We start from the raw sequence: 16,334 nt of genomic DNA on the forward strand, positions 1-16,334 counted from the left end.
TACACGGGAAACAGATAGACAATAATGGAAGAAAAGCCATAATGAAATAAGTGAAATAGTTTAGGTATAAATGGCACTCAGATCAAAATTATTGGATGAAGAAGTAGTAAAATCAGCAAAAGAGATGCTGAAGAAAGTAAGGAATAATGCATATGTTTCAAAAAAACTAAACGCTGTAATTGCAGCAAAAAAGTACAGTATAACGTCTGTAGCAAAAATATATTGCATTTCAAGAAAGGCACTAACTTCGTGGATAAAACTCTTGAAATTTGGCAGAGAAGAAAAACTGTTTGCTCCTCGATCACGCCGAAGAAAAACTAAATTAAATCAGGCTCAACTACAGCAAATTGAAGCATGGATAGAAGAAAACCCTAATATTACCATTAAAGAAATGAGAATAAGAATACAGGAAAAGTTCGACTTAAATATTAGCAAATCTACAGTACACCGCCATATGCAAAAGATGAAATTTTCATATATTACACCAAGACCAGTACACAACGTACAAGATAAAAGTAAACAAGAGGAATTCAAAAAAAAATCTCAATGAAGTTATTGGAAAGTATCCTGAAAAAGAGCTATTTTTCTTTGATGAATCAAGGTTTGGCACACATTCGAAAGTTGGGCATGGATGGTTTAAAAAAGGTACTAGAACTCGGGTTAAAATAAAGTTAGGTAGGCATAATTTTTATCTCTACAGTGCAGTTAATCCTAAAAATGGAGAGAGTTTTAGCTTATTTGCACCAAATGTTAACACTGATTGCATGAATATATTTCTTGAGCAAATGTTGCAATATCTAGGGACAAGAGAAGCTGTTCTTGTTATGGACTGTGCTAGTTGGCATAAGTCAAAAAATTTAAAGGTACCTAAAAACATTGAGATTATATACCTACCTCCATATTCACCTGAACTTAATCCTGTTGAGAGGCTTTGGTTATATATAAAACAGAACATTTTGCGCAATAAAATATACAGTACTATTGCTTTGCTTGAGAGCACTTTATGCAAATTTCTTACCTCTCTTGCTACTTCTACAATTAAACAACTCTGCTCTGTTTCCTATTTGACTCCACAACAATGAGAATTGGTATAACATGTTTGCCTCTATCATTTTCATTCCCTCCTTCATTGGTAACATGTTTGCCTCTATCATTTTCATTCCCTACCTTAATACTAGGTTTATCTGTACCGATTCTTTTCTCATTTTTACATTCTTCAGCTGCTTTTTTATACCACTCAGTCTCTGCTTTTGCCATGTTAATTTTACACTTTAAAAGTTCTTCTTTTACTCCTTCAATCTTACTCTGCATCACTTCTTCTTTCTCCTGTTCAATTTTGTACCTCAAAACTTCCTCTTTTGCTGCCTCAGCTTCATTCTTAGTTTGTTCTACCTTCTCTCTTTCTTCTTGAACTTGTTTTTTTAATTTATCAACTTCTGCTTTTGCTTCACTCTCAGCTTCTTTTAACTTATCTTTAAATTCTGCCTCTACCTTCTCTCTTTCTTCTTGAACTTGTTTTTTTAATTTATCAACTTCTGCTTTTGCTTCATTCTCAGCTTCTTTTAACTTACCTTTAAATTCTGCCTCTACATTCTTTCTTTCTTCTTGAACTTGTTTTTTTAACTTATCAACTTCTTCTTCTAATTTTGTAATTTCTTTTTGTGATTCCACAGCATCCTCTTCTCCCGCAACCTGATCTCTTAGATTTTCGACTTGCTCACCCTCTTCACCATAAAAAAGTTTGTTGGCATATAAATTACTATTATTAACTTGATCGCTATAGATATTGTTTGACATTGTGACCTCCTATACAGTCAAAACTGGAATTAAATTAGAGTATAAAAGCTGAGAATTCAACATGGGTAAAAGAAACCACAGTTCAGGAAATCTCAGGTTAACTCAGAAATTATTATAAGCCAAAATGATTAAAAATTTTATAACTTATATTTTAGATCTAGCATGATAACCAACAATTATTCAATTTCCACCTTACTCACCAGCTTGACACAGTCCATCTTTATTCATTAGAGAGCCGTGATTCCTTCTCCAATGATTAATCACTTGTCAGTTTTGAGTGTAGTAGTTGATAGCCTGTACGTAAATACGTTGCTTTTGTTCTTTAGAAATTTTTAGTCTACTATCTTTATCCAGAAAAAAATTGTAAAATTTCTATAGTTATGGTATAATTGTAAATACCGCTTGCCAATAAGCTGAGTATAAAAATGCCGTTCGGACAAATCATTACATATAGTACAATATTACTTGCTGTAATTGCAGTATTTCTCTTTTTGAGAAAAATATACAAAAATCACATTAGAAAAATTATATTTCCTCTAAAAGTTCTCAAAGAAGAATGGGAAGAAAATAGAAGATTTAATGAATTATATCAAAAAAATAAGCAAAAAGAGTTGATGAAACAACAGGAAATGCTAAGCGAGAAGCAAAAAGATATTCAAGTTTACAAAGAAGATCTAGAAATAGTTGATATAACAAAGCCGCTAGGTAAATGGACAAAGATGGTTATGATGGGTAGTGGTTTAATGAAGCATTTTGCACAATTGATACACAGAGAAGGTGATAAAAAAGGATTTTGGGAGCTATTTATAAAAGCTCAGTCTTCAACTAAGGGTAAACATAAAGGAAAAGGCAGATGAAGTATCCGTTGTATAACCTGGTTTCTGGCATTAAACTTCTTAAGTGTTATAGCCAGTCAAGTATAAGGGTATCATCCCAATGCGTGACACTGGGATCCAGCTCTGCATGTAATCTAGTCAAAAATATTAATTTTAACATAAAGCAACTACTTTTATGCCAACCAGCTCAGCGTGCTTACTTAAAATTTCTGGATCCCAGATTCATGCGTCAATGTTAAACAAAATACCATAGAATTCAAGAAGACAATTCCTAGAGAATTACTAGACCCCAAAAAAAGGTAAGTCATGCTAATATTATTTGAAAAGGATAAGTTAAATTTTTTTAATCTATAAAATGGCAAAATATAATTGATTAAAGATAATGATTGAAAGGTTGGAAAAATAAATTAAAGAAAAGATTAATCGATATTATGCCGCATAAAGGTGAATTCATAAGCAATTCTTACGTTCTACTCTCCAGCGGCAGATTTACGAGTAACACGATGGCAAGGTATCAAGTAGGAAATTGGGTTGTTGGCAATTCCATTTGGTTTAACAACCATATGAGAATATTGGTATAGCCTGTTGTTGTATCTGTTGGAATGAAAACCAATACTTGACTAAAAAAGTTCTTAGAGCCTGTTCATAATCTTTTGAGAAGCAAAGCAGTAAAAGCAAGAACGACCATTTATAGGCTAGTATTGAGCTTTCGCTCGCAATTTTCCACAATCGTCTACACTTTTCCAGCCAAGCAAAAGAACGCTCTACAACCCACCTTTTTGGCAATACAACAAAGGTGTGTAATTCACTTCGTTTTATTACTTCAACAATTGCACCAATAGTCGTTTTTATTTGAGTTGCAAAATTTCCTCCTGTATAACCTGCATCAACTAGTATATTTTGAACTTCGGAAAGATTTTTCCTTGCTTTACAAATCATCTCTACAGCAGCATTACGATCTCCGATATTAGCTGTAGTAATATAAATTGCATGTGGTAAATCTTGCGTATCTACTGCAATATGACGCTTTATTCCTGAAATTTTCTTGCCAGCATCATAACCTTTTTCTTCAGCAATATCGGTATTTTTTACATTTTGGGCATCAATGATGCAGAAGCTTGTTTTGGTATTCTGATCACTGTTGGAACGAACCTCTCCAATTAATTTTTTTTAAGACAATTTCTAGAACACTTTTTCTATCTTCATTCGGTTTTTTACTCCATATCTTGAAGTAATCGTAACAATTGCGCCATTTTGGAAACTCTTTTGGCAGCATTCGCAACTGACAGCCACTTTTTAGCACATAAAGCACACCGCAAAATAACTCATATAAATCCAATTTTCTTGGCTTCGTCTTTTCTCGCACACTTTCTAAAATTGGTCTAATCTTTTCGAATTTTTTACAACTTATGTCGCTTGGATATGTATTCCTCATAGTTTACCTCATATCAGCTATACCTCATCTTACAATATTCAGAGATCACGTACAGGCTCTTAGAACATTAGCTGCTGAGGTTGCGAGAGTAGTAATTCAACCACTATGGATTAAAATCCAAAGATTGAGAGAGAGCATAGAATGCTAACTTTTGACTTGAAAGTCACCAAATTTATCTTCTTTTTTAGAGTGATTTTCAATATAATTTTTTATCATTTCGTCAGTTACATTTCCGCTAGTCCTGACAAAGTAGCCTACTGCCCACAACCCAGTATCTCTTTTTTAGCTCTGGAAAGTTTTGCTGGATTTTTCTGGAACTTTTTCCTTTTATTAACTGCACTAACTTACTAATACTTAAGTATGGGGGTACAGAAACGTATACATGTTGACGCAACTCTACCTCTGATAATTTCTACTTGATTATTTGTACATACTTCTTGTACAACTTCTTTAGCTTTCTGTCCAATATCTCCAACTAGTACTGGATATCGATATTTTGTTATCCACACTATGTGATATGTACATTCATATACAGAGTGACTGCTTTTTCTATAATATTCCACATTCTTTCAGACTTTTTACCTTAAAATTATATTCTTAAAAGGATGGACTTCAAGTCCAGGGTTTTTCTCCCAAATTTGGAACAATAAAAATACTTGGAATATGAAAAATGTTTCACCGGGAGAATTTATATCTGCGGAAATTGACGGATTTAGGCCAGAACTAGATGCTTATCTTGTGTGGCTAGTTGAATGGTTTCATGAGGTACACGCGGGTAAATCAGTATGGTCAACAGGCATAATGCCACATGTTATTGAGATAGGTGAAGTGCATGTTAGACCATAGTTTCGCGATTTCAGACCTAAATAGGAAGCTAGCAAACATTATTCATATAGGCTTAGTTAAAGAAATAGATTATGAAAAAGCAAAAGTAAGAGTTAAAATAGGAGAATTTTTAACAGGTTGGTTGCCATGGATAACAAGCAAAGCAGGAAAAGATAGAGATTGGTCTCCTCCAGATATTAATGAACAAGTTATGGTATTTTCTCCTCTTGGTGAACTATTATTAGGAGTAGTATTACCAGGAATATATCAGGAGAAGTACCCTGCACCAGAGAATAAAAAAGAAATAAATAGTGTAAAATTTCAAGATGGGACGAAGTTTACATATGATAAAGGGAAACATCATTTAGAGATTGAAGTAGTGGACAAAATAACACTTAAGGCTGGGGGATCAAGTATAGAAATGACAAAAGGTAGTATTAAATTAAAAGCAAGAAGAATAGACTTAAATTGATATATATGAGTAAAGCAGTTGTTTGCATAGGAGATCATTGTACAGGTATGCCGATTCATGTCTGTGTGAGCGGGAGTGAAGATGTATTTGTTAATGGTAGACCTGCTTGTCGTAAGGGTGACATCTTGACTATTGGGGAAACTATAATGCACCCCATAAACTAGACCAAAAAAAAATGGTTGATCCGAGTAGGAAGGTAAAGGGGTAAAAGTATGGCAACAAAAAAATATGAACCAGAGTTAAAAGCAAAGATAGCTTTGGAAGCAATAAAAAATCAAAAAAGCACAGCTGAGATATGTAGTGAATATAAAATACCATCAACAAATCTATATGATTGGCGTGATAGAGTATTGGCAAGGTTAAAAGACCTATTTGTTGAAGAAAGTGAAAGTGCGAGAAAACAAAGAATCTTAGCGCAAGAAATAGAAAGTTTACATAAAGTAATAGGAGAATTGACAGTGGAAAATAGCTATTTGAAAAAAAAATTACTGAAATAAGCAAAAAAGATAGAGTAAGGTTTATAGAAAAAGATTCTGATCTGTCAATTAGGAAACAGGCTGATTTATTGGGGATTTGCAGATCTAGCCTATATTATAGGCCTATAATTAATAACGAAAGTGAAGTAGCAAATTTGATTCAAGAAGTATATTTGGCTTCTGATTGCCGTTATGGATATCGTAAAATTACTGCTGAAATCATAGCGAGTGGAGTAGTAGTCAATCACAAAAAAATCTTAAGAATTATGAAAAAAATGAAGATTAGTGGGCTGTATTGTAGAAAAAGATGTAATACAAGTATTAAAGAAAAAAAGCATAAAATATATCCTTATTTACTCAAAGATTTGATTATTTGTAGAGTTAATCAGGTATGGGCTACTGATATAACATATATTATGGTAGAAGGTAAGTTTATCTATTTTGTGGCAATAATGGACTTGTATAGTCGCTATATTATTGCTCATTCATTATCACCATATCTCGATGCTGGATTTTGCCTTTATACTCTCAAAGAAGCTCTAAAACAAGGTAAACCTGAGATTTTTAATAGTGATCAGGGGGTGCAGTTTACTAGCTACAACTTTATTATGGAATTAGAGCGTGCTAATATTAAAATCAGTATGGACCATAAAGGACGTTGCTTCGACAATATATTTGTTGAGCGCTTATGGAGAACTTTAAAGCAAGAAGCTATATATTATTATAGACCAAATAGTATCAGAGATTTAAATCTTATAATAAATGATTTTGTTGCTTGGTATAACTATAGAAGGCGACATCAGACTCTACATTATAAAGTTCCTGCTGATCTTTATTATCATAAACAGTAAATGAATATATTGATAAATACTTTAAATGTGTGTCGACGTATTTATCAACATATTCATTTTAAAAATCGGATCACTTTGAAAAAAATGGTCTAGACAAATGGGTGCATTATATTCTGTTGTAAGAATGCAGCCAATCTAACTGAAGCTCCTCCAAAGTACTATAAATCTTTTTCCTGAAGATAATATTGTAACATTCATCTTGCATAGTTCTATGAAACCTTTCACATATACCATTAGTCTGTGGAGAATAAGCTTTGGTTCTAGAATGATCAATATTTTCTACTCCCAAATATAACTGGTACGCATGATTCCCTGGTTTGCCACAATACTCTGTACCCCTATCAGTTAAAATGCGTAGCAATGGAACTTTCTGTTCATCAAAAAATGGTATATTGAGAAGATCTGCAGCTGTGATAGCAGTTTTCTCCGTATAAAGCTTAGCGAAAGCCACTCTAGAGTAGGCGTCAATAAAAGTTTGTTGATACAATACCTTTGATATTGCCTACATAATAGGTATCTTGACTACCTAAGTATCCAGGGTGTTGTGTCTCAATTTCGCCATTGGCTTCTTTTTGTTCCTTAGTTTTTTCTAAAGCAGCAACTTGCTCCTCTGTTAAAATTATACCGTCTTGGACCACCTTTGCTTCCAGCGCCTTCAACCTCTTTTTAAAATTTTCGAGTTTGCCATATTGACCTTATCTTGTCCATATGCTGGAAACTCTACTAACTACTGCTTCTTCTGTATCCTTTGGTACTCTATTGGCAAGTAATGGTTTGCTTTTGTTTATCTCGTATAATGCTTTTTCCCCTCCTGTTTCATACAGCTCTTTGAAGCGGTAAAATGTATCCCTTCATTACTTTACACGCCTGTGATACATTTCCTAATTGCTTTGCAAGTTCTAGCAACCCCAACTTTGGTTTTAGTATTTTTTCTTGTGTTTTACTCATATCTGACACTCCTTTAAAATTTATTTATATTTTTATCTTACTTTGTTAATCTGTCAGATCAAGTCTAAACTATTACAATTAAATCTTCGCACATTAACCATAGAGTTATTATTTTACAATTATTTGTTGCTGCTGATCTTCTATTTTTACTTCCTCCATACTACATCTTGGGTTAAGAGATTGTGCGAGAGGTTGCTCTTGAAGTTGTCTTGCAAACTTTTCCTCCTGCCCTTGAAGCCACTTTGCATAGATAAGATCTTCTTGCTCTTGAACTTCTCGTGCAAACAAAGAATCTTTTTGTTCTTGTTCTTGAAATTTCATTGCTAGTGAATAATCTTCTCTTTCTTGAAGCTGCTGTGCGTAGATAAGATCTTCTTGCTCTTGAAGTTGCTTTGCAAACAGTTGTTCTTGCGTTTGTTTTGCTAATCTATTAAGCAGTGGTTCAAAATGGGCATGTCCACTATTTACTATATGTAAGACACTATTGTCATTATAATCTACCCTGTTATACTCACCTGCATTTTTTGATCCTAAACTATCTATTAATTGATGCAAGAACGGATCTTGTTGATTATCAGTAATAATCAATGGATTACTCTCTACAACATGCAACTTTACATAATACTTCCCACAAAGTATTCTACCTTCAATATCGGTACGCCCCCAAAATTCATTCTTTTCAATGCGATTGATATATTGGTCACACGTAATTCCACGATTTATGAACTCACCTTCAACCTCATCAAAATCATTGCCAATTTTACTTATAAACCACTCTGAAGGATTGTCTTGTGCAAATCTCTTACAGTCATTCCTTAACTGCTCTACAGTAACCTGTATTCCTGCTTGCTGTTCTAGACTCTGCCTGAAAGAATCGAAAAAAACAGCTTCCATTACTGATTGCCTGTCCTACATAAAAGTTGTCAAATTTGTTTAATTTTTGTTCTTTATCACTTTGTTTTTCTGCTTTTTCAGTAACTTCTTTCTCTAAATCAAAAATTTCATTCCAGTCATATCTACCTTCTAATCCTAGTCTTTTACTTTCCCTTTCTGCTGCGTTAGCTAAGTCTATTTTAGAAGTGCTTTGCTTTTTCCCTAATAATTCATATAAAGACTTGAAGAGTTGTATTAAAGCAGTTCTAAAATCAAAGTTTTTTTCCTTTTTAATTGTATTGACTTCGATGTCATGTAAATCTATTAGTAATTGTTAATTTAAGTTCATAATTTTACCCCTCTAGATATTAAATTATTGTACCAATAAAAGTATCAATAAATCATTAATTAAGCATAACCACACTCTTGTAATTTGTTCAGTATAAATTGAAAAATTTTTATAGAACGCCCCATGTAGAAATATATGGGGCCATGAAAATTTAATGTGCAAGTATTTGCTGTTGTTGATGAAATGCTTTCTTTACATGTGCTTCTTCCACACTGCACCTTCTTGATAAGACTGGCTCCTCAAGGCATTTTATACTTTGCTGTACATCATTAATGCACTGCCCTACAACATCACTAATTTTTCCATCAGCATTTTTTGCCAATAACTTATCAAACCTCTTCTCAACCTCTGCTCTCTCAGAGATATCCTTTGAAAGGTTACAATACTCCAAAATTTCATCTATCTGAAGTTCTCTTGCGAATAGAAAGTCTTCGTGCTCCTGCTGCTGTTTTATTAACTCTTGAGTTACAATTTTAGCTCTAGAGTAATGGTTTCCTTCAAGATATATTGTTTCTCGCTCTTTACTACCCCATAACTCGTCATTTATTTTATAACCATCACGACCCAAGAACTTATTCATTTCATCATCATTTATCATTTCAGGCTTTGGTTCAAACTTTTGTTGCTTCTCTCTACCGCTAACTTCACAATGGACATTAATTTCAATGTTAGCTAAAGAAGCTAATATACTAGCTTCTTCAATGAAAATAAAATAACTTTGACCTTTTATTGCTTCTAGATAGGCTTGGTAGAGTTCAGAGTTATTAAGGAATGAATGTGTAATAAATTCACTGTTATATTGGGCACCGTACTCATCTTTACCATGGCCATTAAGAGCCTCAGCATATTCTTTTAAATTAAGCATAGCTTGATTATGCGACACATTAAGTTTGCTAATAGCTTTACTTACTAACCTCTTCACATTATCTTCAGCATTTTCAATTTTCCTGTTTGTTTGCTCAACCAACTTCTCTATTTTATCAGACTTACCAGTTAGACCCCCTGGCTTGTTTAGAAACATATTAAAAACCTTTTCTAGCTGAGCTCTTAAAGGAGCTGGCATACTTACATCATCTAAAGATGTAAATTGACTTAAAAATTTGTGCCATTCCATTCTCATATCTTGTGCTCTTTCAGCTTTATATATACCAGAGCTGTTGTCACCAAACACTGCATGGAAAAAGCAATTGCCATCACCTGCAGTATTATACTTAACTACTTCTGAAGTCTTGAACTTTCTTGCACTAGCCTCAAAATAAGTTGTTAATTTCTGTTCCTCAGGTATAGTCATATCTTTACCTTAATTTAAGCTATTAAGTAACTAATTAAGTATAGCAGAAATTCTTGAACTATGCAATAATTATAATTTTGTATAGTGAATATGAGCTTTAATTGTGGCATAGTTGGACTGCCAAACATAGGAAAATCAACTTTATTTAATGCACTTACAGAGTCAAGTGCAGCCGAAGCTGCAAACTATCCTTTCTGTACAATCGAGCCAAATGTTGGCAAAGTGCCAATACGAGATCAGCGTTTGAAACAAATTGCCGCAATTGCCAGTTCAGAGAAGGTAATCTACAACCAATTAGAAATTGTAGATATTGCAGGCCTGGTTAAGGGTGCAAGCAAGGGTGAAGGACTAGGAAATAAATTTTTGAGTCATATCAGAGAAGTTGATGCCATTGTTCATCTGCTCAGATGCTTTACGGATGACGATATCAGTCACGTACACAGCACTGTAGATCCAATATCAGATGCTGAAGTAGTGGAAATGGAATTAATTCTAGCTGATATTGATAGCATAGAAAAAAGGCTTCCACAACTTGAAAAAAAAGCAAAGCAAGGTGATAAAGAGCTAAAGAGACAACTTGAATTAATGCAAGAGGTATTAGCTACTTTAAAACTTGGCAAGCCTGCAAGAAGTTTAGAGCATATTGATGAAGATGAAATGAAGTTGCTTCAATTGCTAACAACAAAGCCTGTTATGTACGTCTGCAATGTTGAGGATACAAATGTTATAACTGGTAATGAATTATCTAAAAAGGTAGAGAAAATGGCAGAGGAAAATAAAAGCAAATTTTATTGTATTTCAGCAAAACTCGAAGCAGATATTGCAAATCTTGATAGCGAAGAAGAAAAACAGAGTTTTTTATCAGAATTTGGCTTGCAAGAATCAGGACTTGATGGAGTAGCACGTATTATGTATGAAGTGCTAAGTATGATAACTTTTTTTACTGTAGGGCCAAAAGAAGCACGGGCATGGCCAATAAAGATAGGATCAACAGCTGACAAAGCAGCAGGTGTAATTCACACTGATTTTGAGAAAGGCTTTATAAAAGCAGAAACTATAAGCTTTGCAGATTATGTAAAATATAGAAGCGAATCAGCATGTAAAGATGCAGGCAAAATTCGCTTCGAAGGCAGAGACTATATAGTGCAAGATGGTGATATAATGCACTTTAGGTTTAATGTGTAGTATACATCTAACTACCAAAAAACCAGGGAATACGGCCTCTGTTTATTATATCTTTCTCTTCGCTGACCTCATCTAGTTCCACATCATGGAGAATGGAGCTAGGTGTTGTAACAACTTCTTTTTTCTGTGGTTGTACATTCTTCTTCTCCTCACATAGTACGTGCTCCAGATCTCTTTCTAAAAATTCGTACAAAGCTTCACCTTCTATAAGCATATCCTTATTTTGCTTAGCTAATTTCAAAATTTCGTCTAGCTCAACATCTTCATCATTAATAGTTGCCTTCTCAATCTCAAATTCACCAGAATTTACATTTAAACTAATAAAGCAGTTAACAGAATTACCTTTCTCATCTTCTGCACTCCACCTAACTTTGATGTTGCATATTGCATTTTCTTCAAAACAGTAATTTCTTTGTTGCTTATCATTCTTTTCAATCGTTACAATTAGTTTACCATCGCTGTATATTTTTGCTCTTTTTACCTCATTTTTATTTCTTTTCATCCTTTCAATTTTGTCAGTGAAAAGATGGCTTGTTTCTAAACTCTTTTCAGGTTTAATAATATTTACACTAAGATTATCATAATGATTAACTTCTGCATTTTCGCCTGGCCAATAACGTCCATCAAAAAAGCCTACTAGACCATCTTCTTTTAGAAATTCTTTTGCATCATTCATCCCTTCTTCAATTCGAATAAGATATCTACCTAACCTATTTTCAAAATTCTTTTTCTGATCTTCATTAGTAAACTTCTTATCTAATATATTCATTATTTCTTCTTGCTGACTCAATATCGCATAGTTAAAAAGAAAAATATCCCTTTTTCTTCGATAATAATTTGCTATTTTATCAAATGGATCTGCCGGCCGGCCGCTATTATAATTTACATAATCATTAGGGTCTTCACATTTATTATCCTTAAAATCGAATCTCAAATTTTTAAAATCTGATAATACTTCTTCTACCTTACCTTTAAGAAACTGAAGTGTACTTTGGAGCTTTTCTCCATAACTCATTCCATCTTTAATCCTAGAATAAATATACTCACCCAATCTTTTTCTAAACTCTTCTTGTCCTTTGAGATCAGGAAGCTTATTATCTAATATATTGATTATCTCCTTTTGCTTGCTTAACACTACATAGTCAAAAAGGCCTCTCTCTTTTTTATACTTCTCTGCTATTTTGTTAAAACACTTACTATCATTATAATCCAATTTTTCGAAGTCTTGGAGCACGTTTTTTACATCATCCTCACTAAAGAAGATTTATTTGAGGAGACGCGTCAGCTCTACTTTGATCATCAAATTGAGGATTTTTTTTAGTAGATTGGACTAATAAACTTTCTGTGCTGTTAGAGAAAGAATTATTATTTTTTTCAGGCGGTGAGTTTTTCTCCTCACTACTGAAAATATTAAAAATGCGACCAATCATTTCACACCTCTTATACGGAAATAAGCTTAATTATAACTTAATGCCAAATGTTGTAAAGCTAAAATTAATATGTAAATTCATTTTTTAAGACAATTATAAGTATCTTCCTTCTATAAAAATTTTATAATCAGCATATGACAAATGTTTAAGATATTGATTTTGTTTGTATTTTTATTACTTTACCAGGCAATATTATTAATGAATGAGTCAGACAAATATCTTGGTCAAACTTTACTCCATCCACAAACTCTCCATTTGTTACTCCAGTTGCAATGAACACTGATTCACTTCTTGCCATGTCTTTCACGGTGTAGATTTTTTCTGGGTCAGTGATATTCAAATTTTTTGCTCTTTCTTTTAATTGATCCATGTCAAATATTAATCTTCCTTCTATCTGCCCACCGATTGAGCTTAGCGCTGCTGCTGCAAGCACTCCTTCTGGAGCTCCACCTGTGCCGATATACATATCGTGATTGCCATTTATTAGCGAAACTATGGCTGCAACATCACCATCATCTATTAATTTCACTTTTGCTCCTAGCTTCCTAATTTTTGCTATTAATTCATCATGTCTTTCACGTTTAAGTACAGTTACTATAAGATCACTTGCTTTACATCCTTTTGCCTTGGCTAAATTGTCCAGATTCTTCTCAATCCTATTTTTTAGTGAGACTACACCCTCTGGGAGATTTTTTCCCACTGCTATCTTTTCCATATAAACATCAGGTGCATGTAAAAAATTACCTTTTTTTGTTGCAGCAAGAACAGACATTGCCCCTTGTTTATAGTGAGCGCAAATTGTAGTGCCCTCAAGTGGATCAACAGCGATGTCAATGTCAGGGCCACTTCCTGTGCCAACTTTTTCTCCGATATATAGCATCGGTGCTTCGTCCCTCTCCCCTTCCCCAATCACAATTGTACCATTTATTTCCATTGAGTTTAGCACCGTACGCATTGCATCAACTGCAACCTGATCGGCCTTTTTTTCATCACCAAGGCCTGCCAATTTATATGCAGCAAGTGCTGCAGCTTCGGTTACTTTCACTAACTTATAAGCTAAATCTTCCATCATTTACTCGAGAATCATAAATCAATATATATCATGCCATTTGAGACTGCAAGATTACTTGACTAATTTTGATGGAATTGATATAATAAAACATCGTAATAGTAGGTTTAATTATGCTGTACAGTAAGGAGGACATCAGAGAGTTATGTCTAGATGCAGATAGCTTTTTAATTAATGATAATAGGTACAACAATAAAATCACCCTTGAAAGCTTGCAAAATAGGTTAAGAAGAAAGGCTAAATTTAAAGACATTGATTTGCAAAGTAAATGCGAAGGGAACAATTCATTAGGAGATTTACTTTTAAAACTTGCATATGAAAATGACTACCTACGTGTTAGGGAATTTTTCCTTAAAAATGGATTCAAGCTTCCTGAGCAAGAACAAGTAACTGCTGATGAAAACAAGGAAAAGGAAGAGCAAAATACACCTAATGTAGAAGAAGATAGAGCAGAACTTAGCAACAAAAATGAAGATGATCAATTTTCTATGTCATACAATAAGATAAGGAAAATTGTAACTAATAATTCTAATATAACTGCTGAGGAGTTTAGTAATGAGCTTAAAAAAGAGAAAATAGATATAAAAATAACAAACCAAGATGGTTGGACCTTGCTTTATTATGCTGTCCGTTCAGAAGGACCTTATATTACCGAAGATCGTAGTATATTTTTAAAGACTGTTGAGTTACTCACAAATTTAAATATCGGAATCGATTTTAAAGATACTGCTTCCAAAACTGTGTTGGGTACAGCTGCAATAAATAAACAAGCTGATGTTATAAAGATACTCTTGGATAGTGGTAAATTTAATGAAGAAGAAAAATTTAACGCTCTGCGTCTTGCTATTATCCAAGGTAATGTTCAAGAAGTTGAAGCATTTTTAAGTTATGTAAATGATAAAAGCAGACAAGCAGCTTTAGAGTTGGCTATAAATAATACACAAGAAGAAATTACTAAGGTGCTTTTAAACTTTATTACACCAGAAACACCTAATGTAAAAGAAAATAGAGCAAAACCTTGCAGCAGTAATGGAAACGTTGGTAATAGATCTGTAGCAACAGCGCCTCCAGTTAGTACTAATGGTAATAATAACAAAAATGAAGCACCTGTATCAACAAGGACTGGCCCAACTGTCACACCAAATAATGATAAGAAAGCTAACGGCTTTGTAGAGGCTCAATTTTCTCCACCACATGAAAAAGAAACTAAATACAAAAAAAGTAAGGAGAGTTTTTACACCTCATTAAGGAGTGATGTTGTTGGAGTTGTTATTGCAGGATTGTTTGTTGCTGCTGCTGTGACGGTTCCATCTTTAGCTGGTGCATTAGTTTGCAGTGTCCTAGCTATTTTAGTTGTAATGGCAACTGGATTACATGTAAAAAATTTTACACTTCCAAGTTACAGCGAAATGAGAGAAAATAAGGTTGAACCTGTAAATTCAAGTTTGAGAAACCATGCAATCTAGCTCCTAGAATCACTTTTCAAACCAATTATAATTTCTTGATTGTTAAACCACTTTATCAAAATTAAGTGGGACTAGTGCGATTCGAACGCACGGCCTTCGGATTAGGAATCCAACGCTCTATCCTACTGAGCTATAGTCCCATGTCTTCTGCTATTTATGCAAAATTATAGCAAAAAGTCTCGCATTTTTCTAGGCACCCTGTACAATTAATTCACAATAATAAAAAATATTTCTGTATTTCTTGAATGTAATACTGTTATATTTAATAATACGATTCCAATTGAAAGATTAATGCTAGTTAACAATATTAATTACTTTTATAGTAATCAAGATGGCTTTGCTTTAAGCAACATCAACATTCAAGTGAAGAAAGGAAGTGTTGCCTGTTTACTAGGTCATTCTGGCTGTGGCAAGTCAACAATTCTAAAATTAATCGCAGGAATAGAAAATCCAAAATCTGGAACCATTGTTATAAATGATAAATTAGTTGCAAGTAACAAAGTGTCAATTGCTATAGAGCGTAGAAATATCGGATTGATTTTTCAGCATTCTGCATTATTTCCTCATAAAACAGTAATAGAAAATATAACTTTTGCTATTTGCAGTACTTCTAAGAAAGAAAAATACCTTACTGCATTGGAAATCTTAAAGCTATTTAATATAGAAAAATATGAAAACATGTACCCTCATGCTTTATCAGGAGGACAGCAACAATTAGTTGCAATAGCAAGAGTAATGGCGCAAAATCCTGATGTTGTTTTGCTCGATGAACCATTTTCTAATTTAGATATACTGCTCAAATATCGAATAAGGCACCATATATTGTCACTTTTTAGAAGCAAAAATATTCCTGTACTCATGGTAACTCATGACCCGCAAGAAGCGTTGAAAGTTGCAGATTTTATTTACGTGATGAAAAATGGTAAAATTATTCAATCAGGAGTTCCTAGCTACATATACCACAGACCTAAAGATGATACGTTAGCAAAATTTTTTAGTGAGCTTCCTTTTACTCTACAGCTAAACTAAAC

At 33.5% G+C, this 16,334-nt stretch carries 14 protein-coding genes, 1 tRNA gene and 4 pseudogenes; 9 read left to right on the forward strand and 10 right to left on the reverse strand.

Going from position 1 to position 16,334, the window contains the following annotated elements; translation table 11 throughout:
• Positions 1 to 70: 70 nt before the first annotated feature.
• A protein-coding gene (locus OOK99_RS02865; protein WP_264719384.1) for an IS630 family transposase occupies positions 71 to 1,082 on the forward strand; the annotation gives its coding sequence in 2 pieces (ribosomal slippage) (positions 71 to 532 and positions 534 to 1,082; 1,011 coding nt in all).
• Here the strand turns inward: OOK99_RS02865 and OOK99_RS02870 are convergent.
• On the reverse strand, positions 1,039 to 1,797 hold the full coding sequence (locus OOK99_RS02870) for a hypothetical protein (RefSeq protein ID WP_264720121.1): 759 nt from the start codon (positions 1,795 to 1,797) through the stop codon (positions 1,039 to 1,041). The two genes, OOK99_RS02865 and OOK99_RS02870, sit on opposite strands and share 44 nt — an antisense overlap.
• Before the next feature lie 425 nt (positions 1,798 to 2,222).
• Between OOK99_RS02870 and OOK99_RS02875 the strand changes: the two genes are divergently transcribed.
• Positions 2,223 to 2,654: a hypothetical protein gene (locus OOK99_RS02875; RefSeq protein ID WP_143689087.1), complete on the forward strand. Its 432-nt coding sequence runs from the start codon at positions 2,223 to 2,225 to the stop codon at positions 2,652 to 2,654.
• A 667-nt stretch (positions 2,655 to 3,321) separates the two neighbouring features.
• Here the strand turns inward: OOK99_RS02875 and OOK99_RS02880 are convergent.
• Positions 3,322 to 4,068 (reverse strand): annotated as a pseudogene (locus OOK99_RS02880) (IS5 family transposase).
• Positions 4,069 to 4,212: 144 nt separating this feature from the next.
• Positions 4,213 to 4,631, reverse strand: a pseudogene (tnpA, locus tag OOK99_RS02885) (IS200/IS605 family transposase).
• Positions 4,632 to 4,713: 82 nt separating this feature from the next.
• Here tnpA and OOK99_RS02890 point away from each other — a divergent pair.
• The 4 genes and pseudogenes from OOK99_RS02890 to OOK99_RS02905 form a co-directional block, all read left to right on the forward strand.
• Positions 4,714 to 4,914, forward strand: a pseudogene (locus tag OOK99_RS02890) (hypothetical protein); the annotation flags it as partial.
• Positions 4,901 to 5,365 carry a phage baseplate assembly protein V gene (locus OOK99_RS02895; RefSeq protein ID WP_264720123.1) on the forward strand — a complete coding sequence of 155 codons (465 nt, stop codon included), beginning with the start codon at positions 4,901 to 4,903 and terminating at the stop codon, positions 5,363 to 5,365. The pseudogene OOK99_RS02890 and the gene OOK99_RS02895, both read left to right, overlap by 14 nt.
• A 47-nt stretch (positions 5,366 to 5,412) precedes the next feature.
• Positions 5,413 to 5,529, forward strand: a complete 117-nt coding sequence (locus OOK99_RS02900; protein ID WP_264720125.1) for a PAAR domain-containing protein — start codon at positions 5,413 to 5,415, stop codon at positions 5,527 to 5,529.
• A gap of 48 nt (positions 5,530 to 5,577) precedes the next feature.
• Positions 5,578 to 6,692, forward strand: a protein-coding gene (locus OOK99_RS02905; protein ID WP_214303219.1) for an IS3-like element ISWpi17 family transposase whose coding sequence is annotated in 2 segments (ribosomal slippage) — positions 5,578 to 5,851 and positions 5,851 to 6,692 — 1,116 coding nt in all. Because the reading frame shifts where the segments join, the coding sequence is not laid out codon by codon here.
• A gap of 115 nt (positions 6,693 to 6,807) precedes the next feature.
• On the opposite strand, the pseudogene OOK99_RS02910 reads toward OOK99_RS02905, so the two are convergent.
• From OOK99_RS02910 to OOK99_RS02920, 3 genes and pseudogenes are all read right to left on the reverse strand, one after another.
• A pseudogene (locus OOK99_RS02910) lies at positions 6,808 to 7,640 on the reverse strand (helix-turn-helix domain-containing protein); the annotation flags it as partial.
• Between the two features lie 108 nt (positions 7,641 to 7,748).
• Positions 7,749 to 8,534 carry a hypothetical protein gene (locus tag OOK99_RS02915; RefSeq protein ID WP_264720126.1) on the reverse strand — a complete coding sequence of 262 codons (786 nt, stop codon included), beginning with the start codon at positions 8,532 to 8,534 and terminating at the stop codon, positions 7,749 to 7,751.
• A gap of 479 nt (positions 8,535 to 9,013) precedes the next feature.
• Positions 9,014 to 10,153, reverse strand: coding sequence for a hypothetical protein (locus OOK99_RS02920; protein ID WP_264720127.1), 1,140 nt, complete (start codon positions 10,151 to 10,153; stop codon positions 9,014 to 9,016).
• Between the two features lie 90 nt (positions 10,154 to 10,243).
• Here OOK99_RS02920 and ychF point away from each other — a divergent pair, with 90 nt between their 5' ends.
• Positions 10,244 to 11,338 carry a redox-regulated ATPase YchF gene (gene ychF, locus OOK99_RS02925; protein ID WP_063630449.1) on the forward strand — a complete coding sequence of 365 codons (1,095 nt, stop codon included), beginning with the start codon at positions 10,244 to 10,246 and terminating at the stop codon, positions 11,336 to 11,338.
• Between the two features lie 7 nt (positions 11,339 to 11,345).
• Here ychF and OOK99_RS02930 read toward each other — a convergent pair whose 3' ends face one another.
• From OOK99_RS02930 to glpX, 3 genes are all read right to left on the reverse strand, one after another.
• Complete coding sequence (locus OOK99_RS02930) at positions 11,346 to 12,572, reverse strand: hypothetical protein (RefSeq protein ID WP_264720128.1); 1,227 nt, start codon at positions 12,570 to 12,572, stop codon at positions 11,346 to 11,348.
• Positions 12,573 to 12,591: 19 nt separating this feature from the next.
• Positions 12,592 to 12,768, reverse strand: a complete 177-nt coding sequence (locus OOK99_RS02935) for a hypothetical protein (protein ID WP_264720130.1) — start codon at positions 12,766 to 12,768, stop codon at positions 12,592 to 12,594.
• Between the two features lie 145 nt (positions 12,769 to 12,913).
• Positions 12,914 to 13,837, reverse strand: a complete 924-nt coding sequence (gene glpX / locus OOK99_RS02940; protein WP_264720232.1) for a class II fructose-bisphosphatase — start codon at positions 13,835 to 13,837, stop codon at positions 12,914 to 12,916.
• A 113-nt stretch (positions 13,838 to 13,950) separates the two neighbouring features.
• Between glpX and OOK99_RS02945 the strand changes: the two genes are divergently transcribed.
• Positions 13,951 to 15,303, forward strand: a complete 1,353-nt coding sequence (locus tag OOK99_RS02945) for an ankyrin repeat domain-containing protein (RefSeq protein WP_264720132.1) — start codon at positions 13,951 to 13,953, stop codon at positions 15,301 to 15,303.
• 66 nt (positions 15,304 to 15,369) lie between these two features.
• Here the strand turns inward: OOK99_RS02945 and OOK99_RS02950 are convergent.
• Positions 15,370 to 15,443: transfer RNA gene (locus OOK99_RS02950), tRNA-Arg, on the reverse strand.
• Between the two features lie 151 nt (positions 15,444 to 15,594).
• On the opposite strand from OOK99_RS02950, the gene OOK99_RS02955 reads away from it, so the two are divergent.
• Positions 15,595 to 16,332, forward strand: a complete 738-nt coding sequence (locus tag OOK99_RS02955; protein WP_264720133.1) for an ABC transporter ATP-binding protein — start codon at positions 15,595 to 15,597, stop codon at positions 16,330 to 16,332.
• Positions 16,333 to 16,334: the final 2 nt, after the last annotated feature.

This window comes from Wolbachia endosymbiont (group B) of Eucosma cana (genome assembly GCF_947250645.1).
In the GTDB taxonomy this organism is placed as follows: domain Bacteria; phylum Pseudomonadota; class Alphaproteobacteria; order Rickettsiales; family Anaplasmataceae; genus Wolbachia.

What these genes read in the sequence shown, in the direction of transcription:
- OOK99_RS02955 (WP_264720133.1), top strand. Translation starts at nt 15,595, where the DNA reads ATGCTAGTTAACAATATTAATTACTTTTATAGTAATCAAGATGGCTTT.
- OOK99_RS02945 (WP_264720132.1), top strand. Translation starts at nt 13,951, where the DNA reads ATGCTGTACAGTAAGGAGGACATCAGAGAGTTATGTCTAGATGCAGAT.
- OOK99_RS02875 (WP_143689087.1), top strand. Translation starts at nt 2,223, where the DNA reads ATGCCGTTCGGACAAATCATTACATATAGTACAATATTACTTGCTGTA.
- OOK99_RS02895 (WP_264720123.1), top strand. Translation starts at nt 4,901, where the DNA reads ATGTTAGACCATAGTTTCGCGATTTCAGACCTAAATAGGAAGCTAGCA.
- OOK99_RS02915 (WP_264720126.1), bottom strand. Translation starts at nt 8,534, where the DNA reads ATGGAAGCTGTTTTTTTCGATTCTTTCAGGCAGAGTCTAGAACAGCAA.
- OOK99_RS02920 (WP_264720127.1), bottom strand. Translation starts at nt 10,153, where the DNA reads ATGACTATACCTGAGGAACAGAAATTAACAACTTATTTTGAGGCTAGT.
- glpX (WP_264720232.1), bottom strand. Translation starts at nt 13,837, where the DNA reads ATGGAAGATTTAGCTTATAAGTTAGTGAAAGTAACCGAAGCTGCAGCA.
- OOK99_RS02870 (WP_264720121.1), bottom strand. Translation starts at nt 1,797, where the DNA reads ATGTCAAACAATATCTATAGCGATCAAGTTAATAATAGTAATTTATAT.
- OOK99_RS02935 (WP_264720130.1), bottom strand. Translation starts at nt 12,768, where the DNA reads ATGATTGGTCGCATTTTTAATATTTTCAGTAGTGAGGAGAAAAACTCA.
- OOK99_RS02900 (WP_264720125.1), top strand. Translation starts at nt 5,413, where the DNA reads ATGCCGATTCATGTCTGTGTGAGCGGGAGTGAAGATGTATTTGTTAAT.
- ychF (WP_063630449.1), top strand. Translation starts at nt 10,244, where the DNA reads ATGAGCTTTAATTGTGGCATAGTTGGACTGCCAAACATAGGAAAATCA.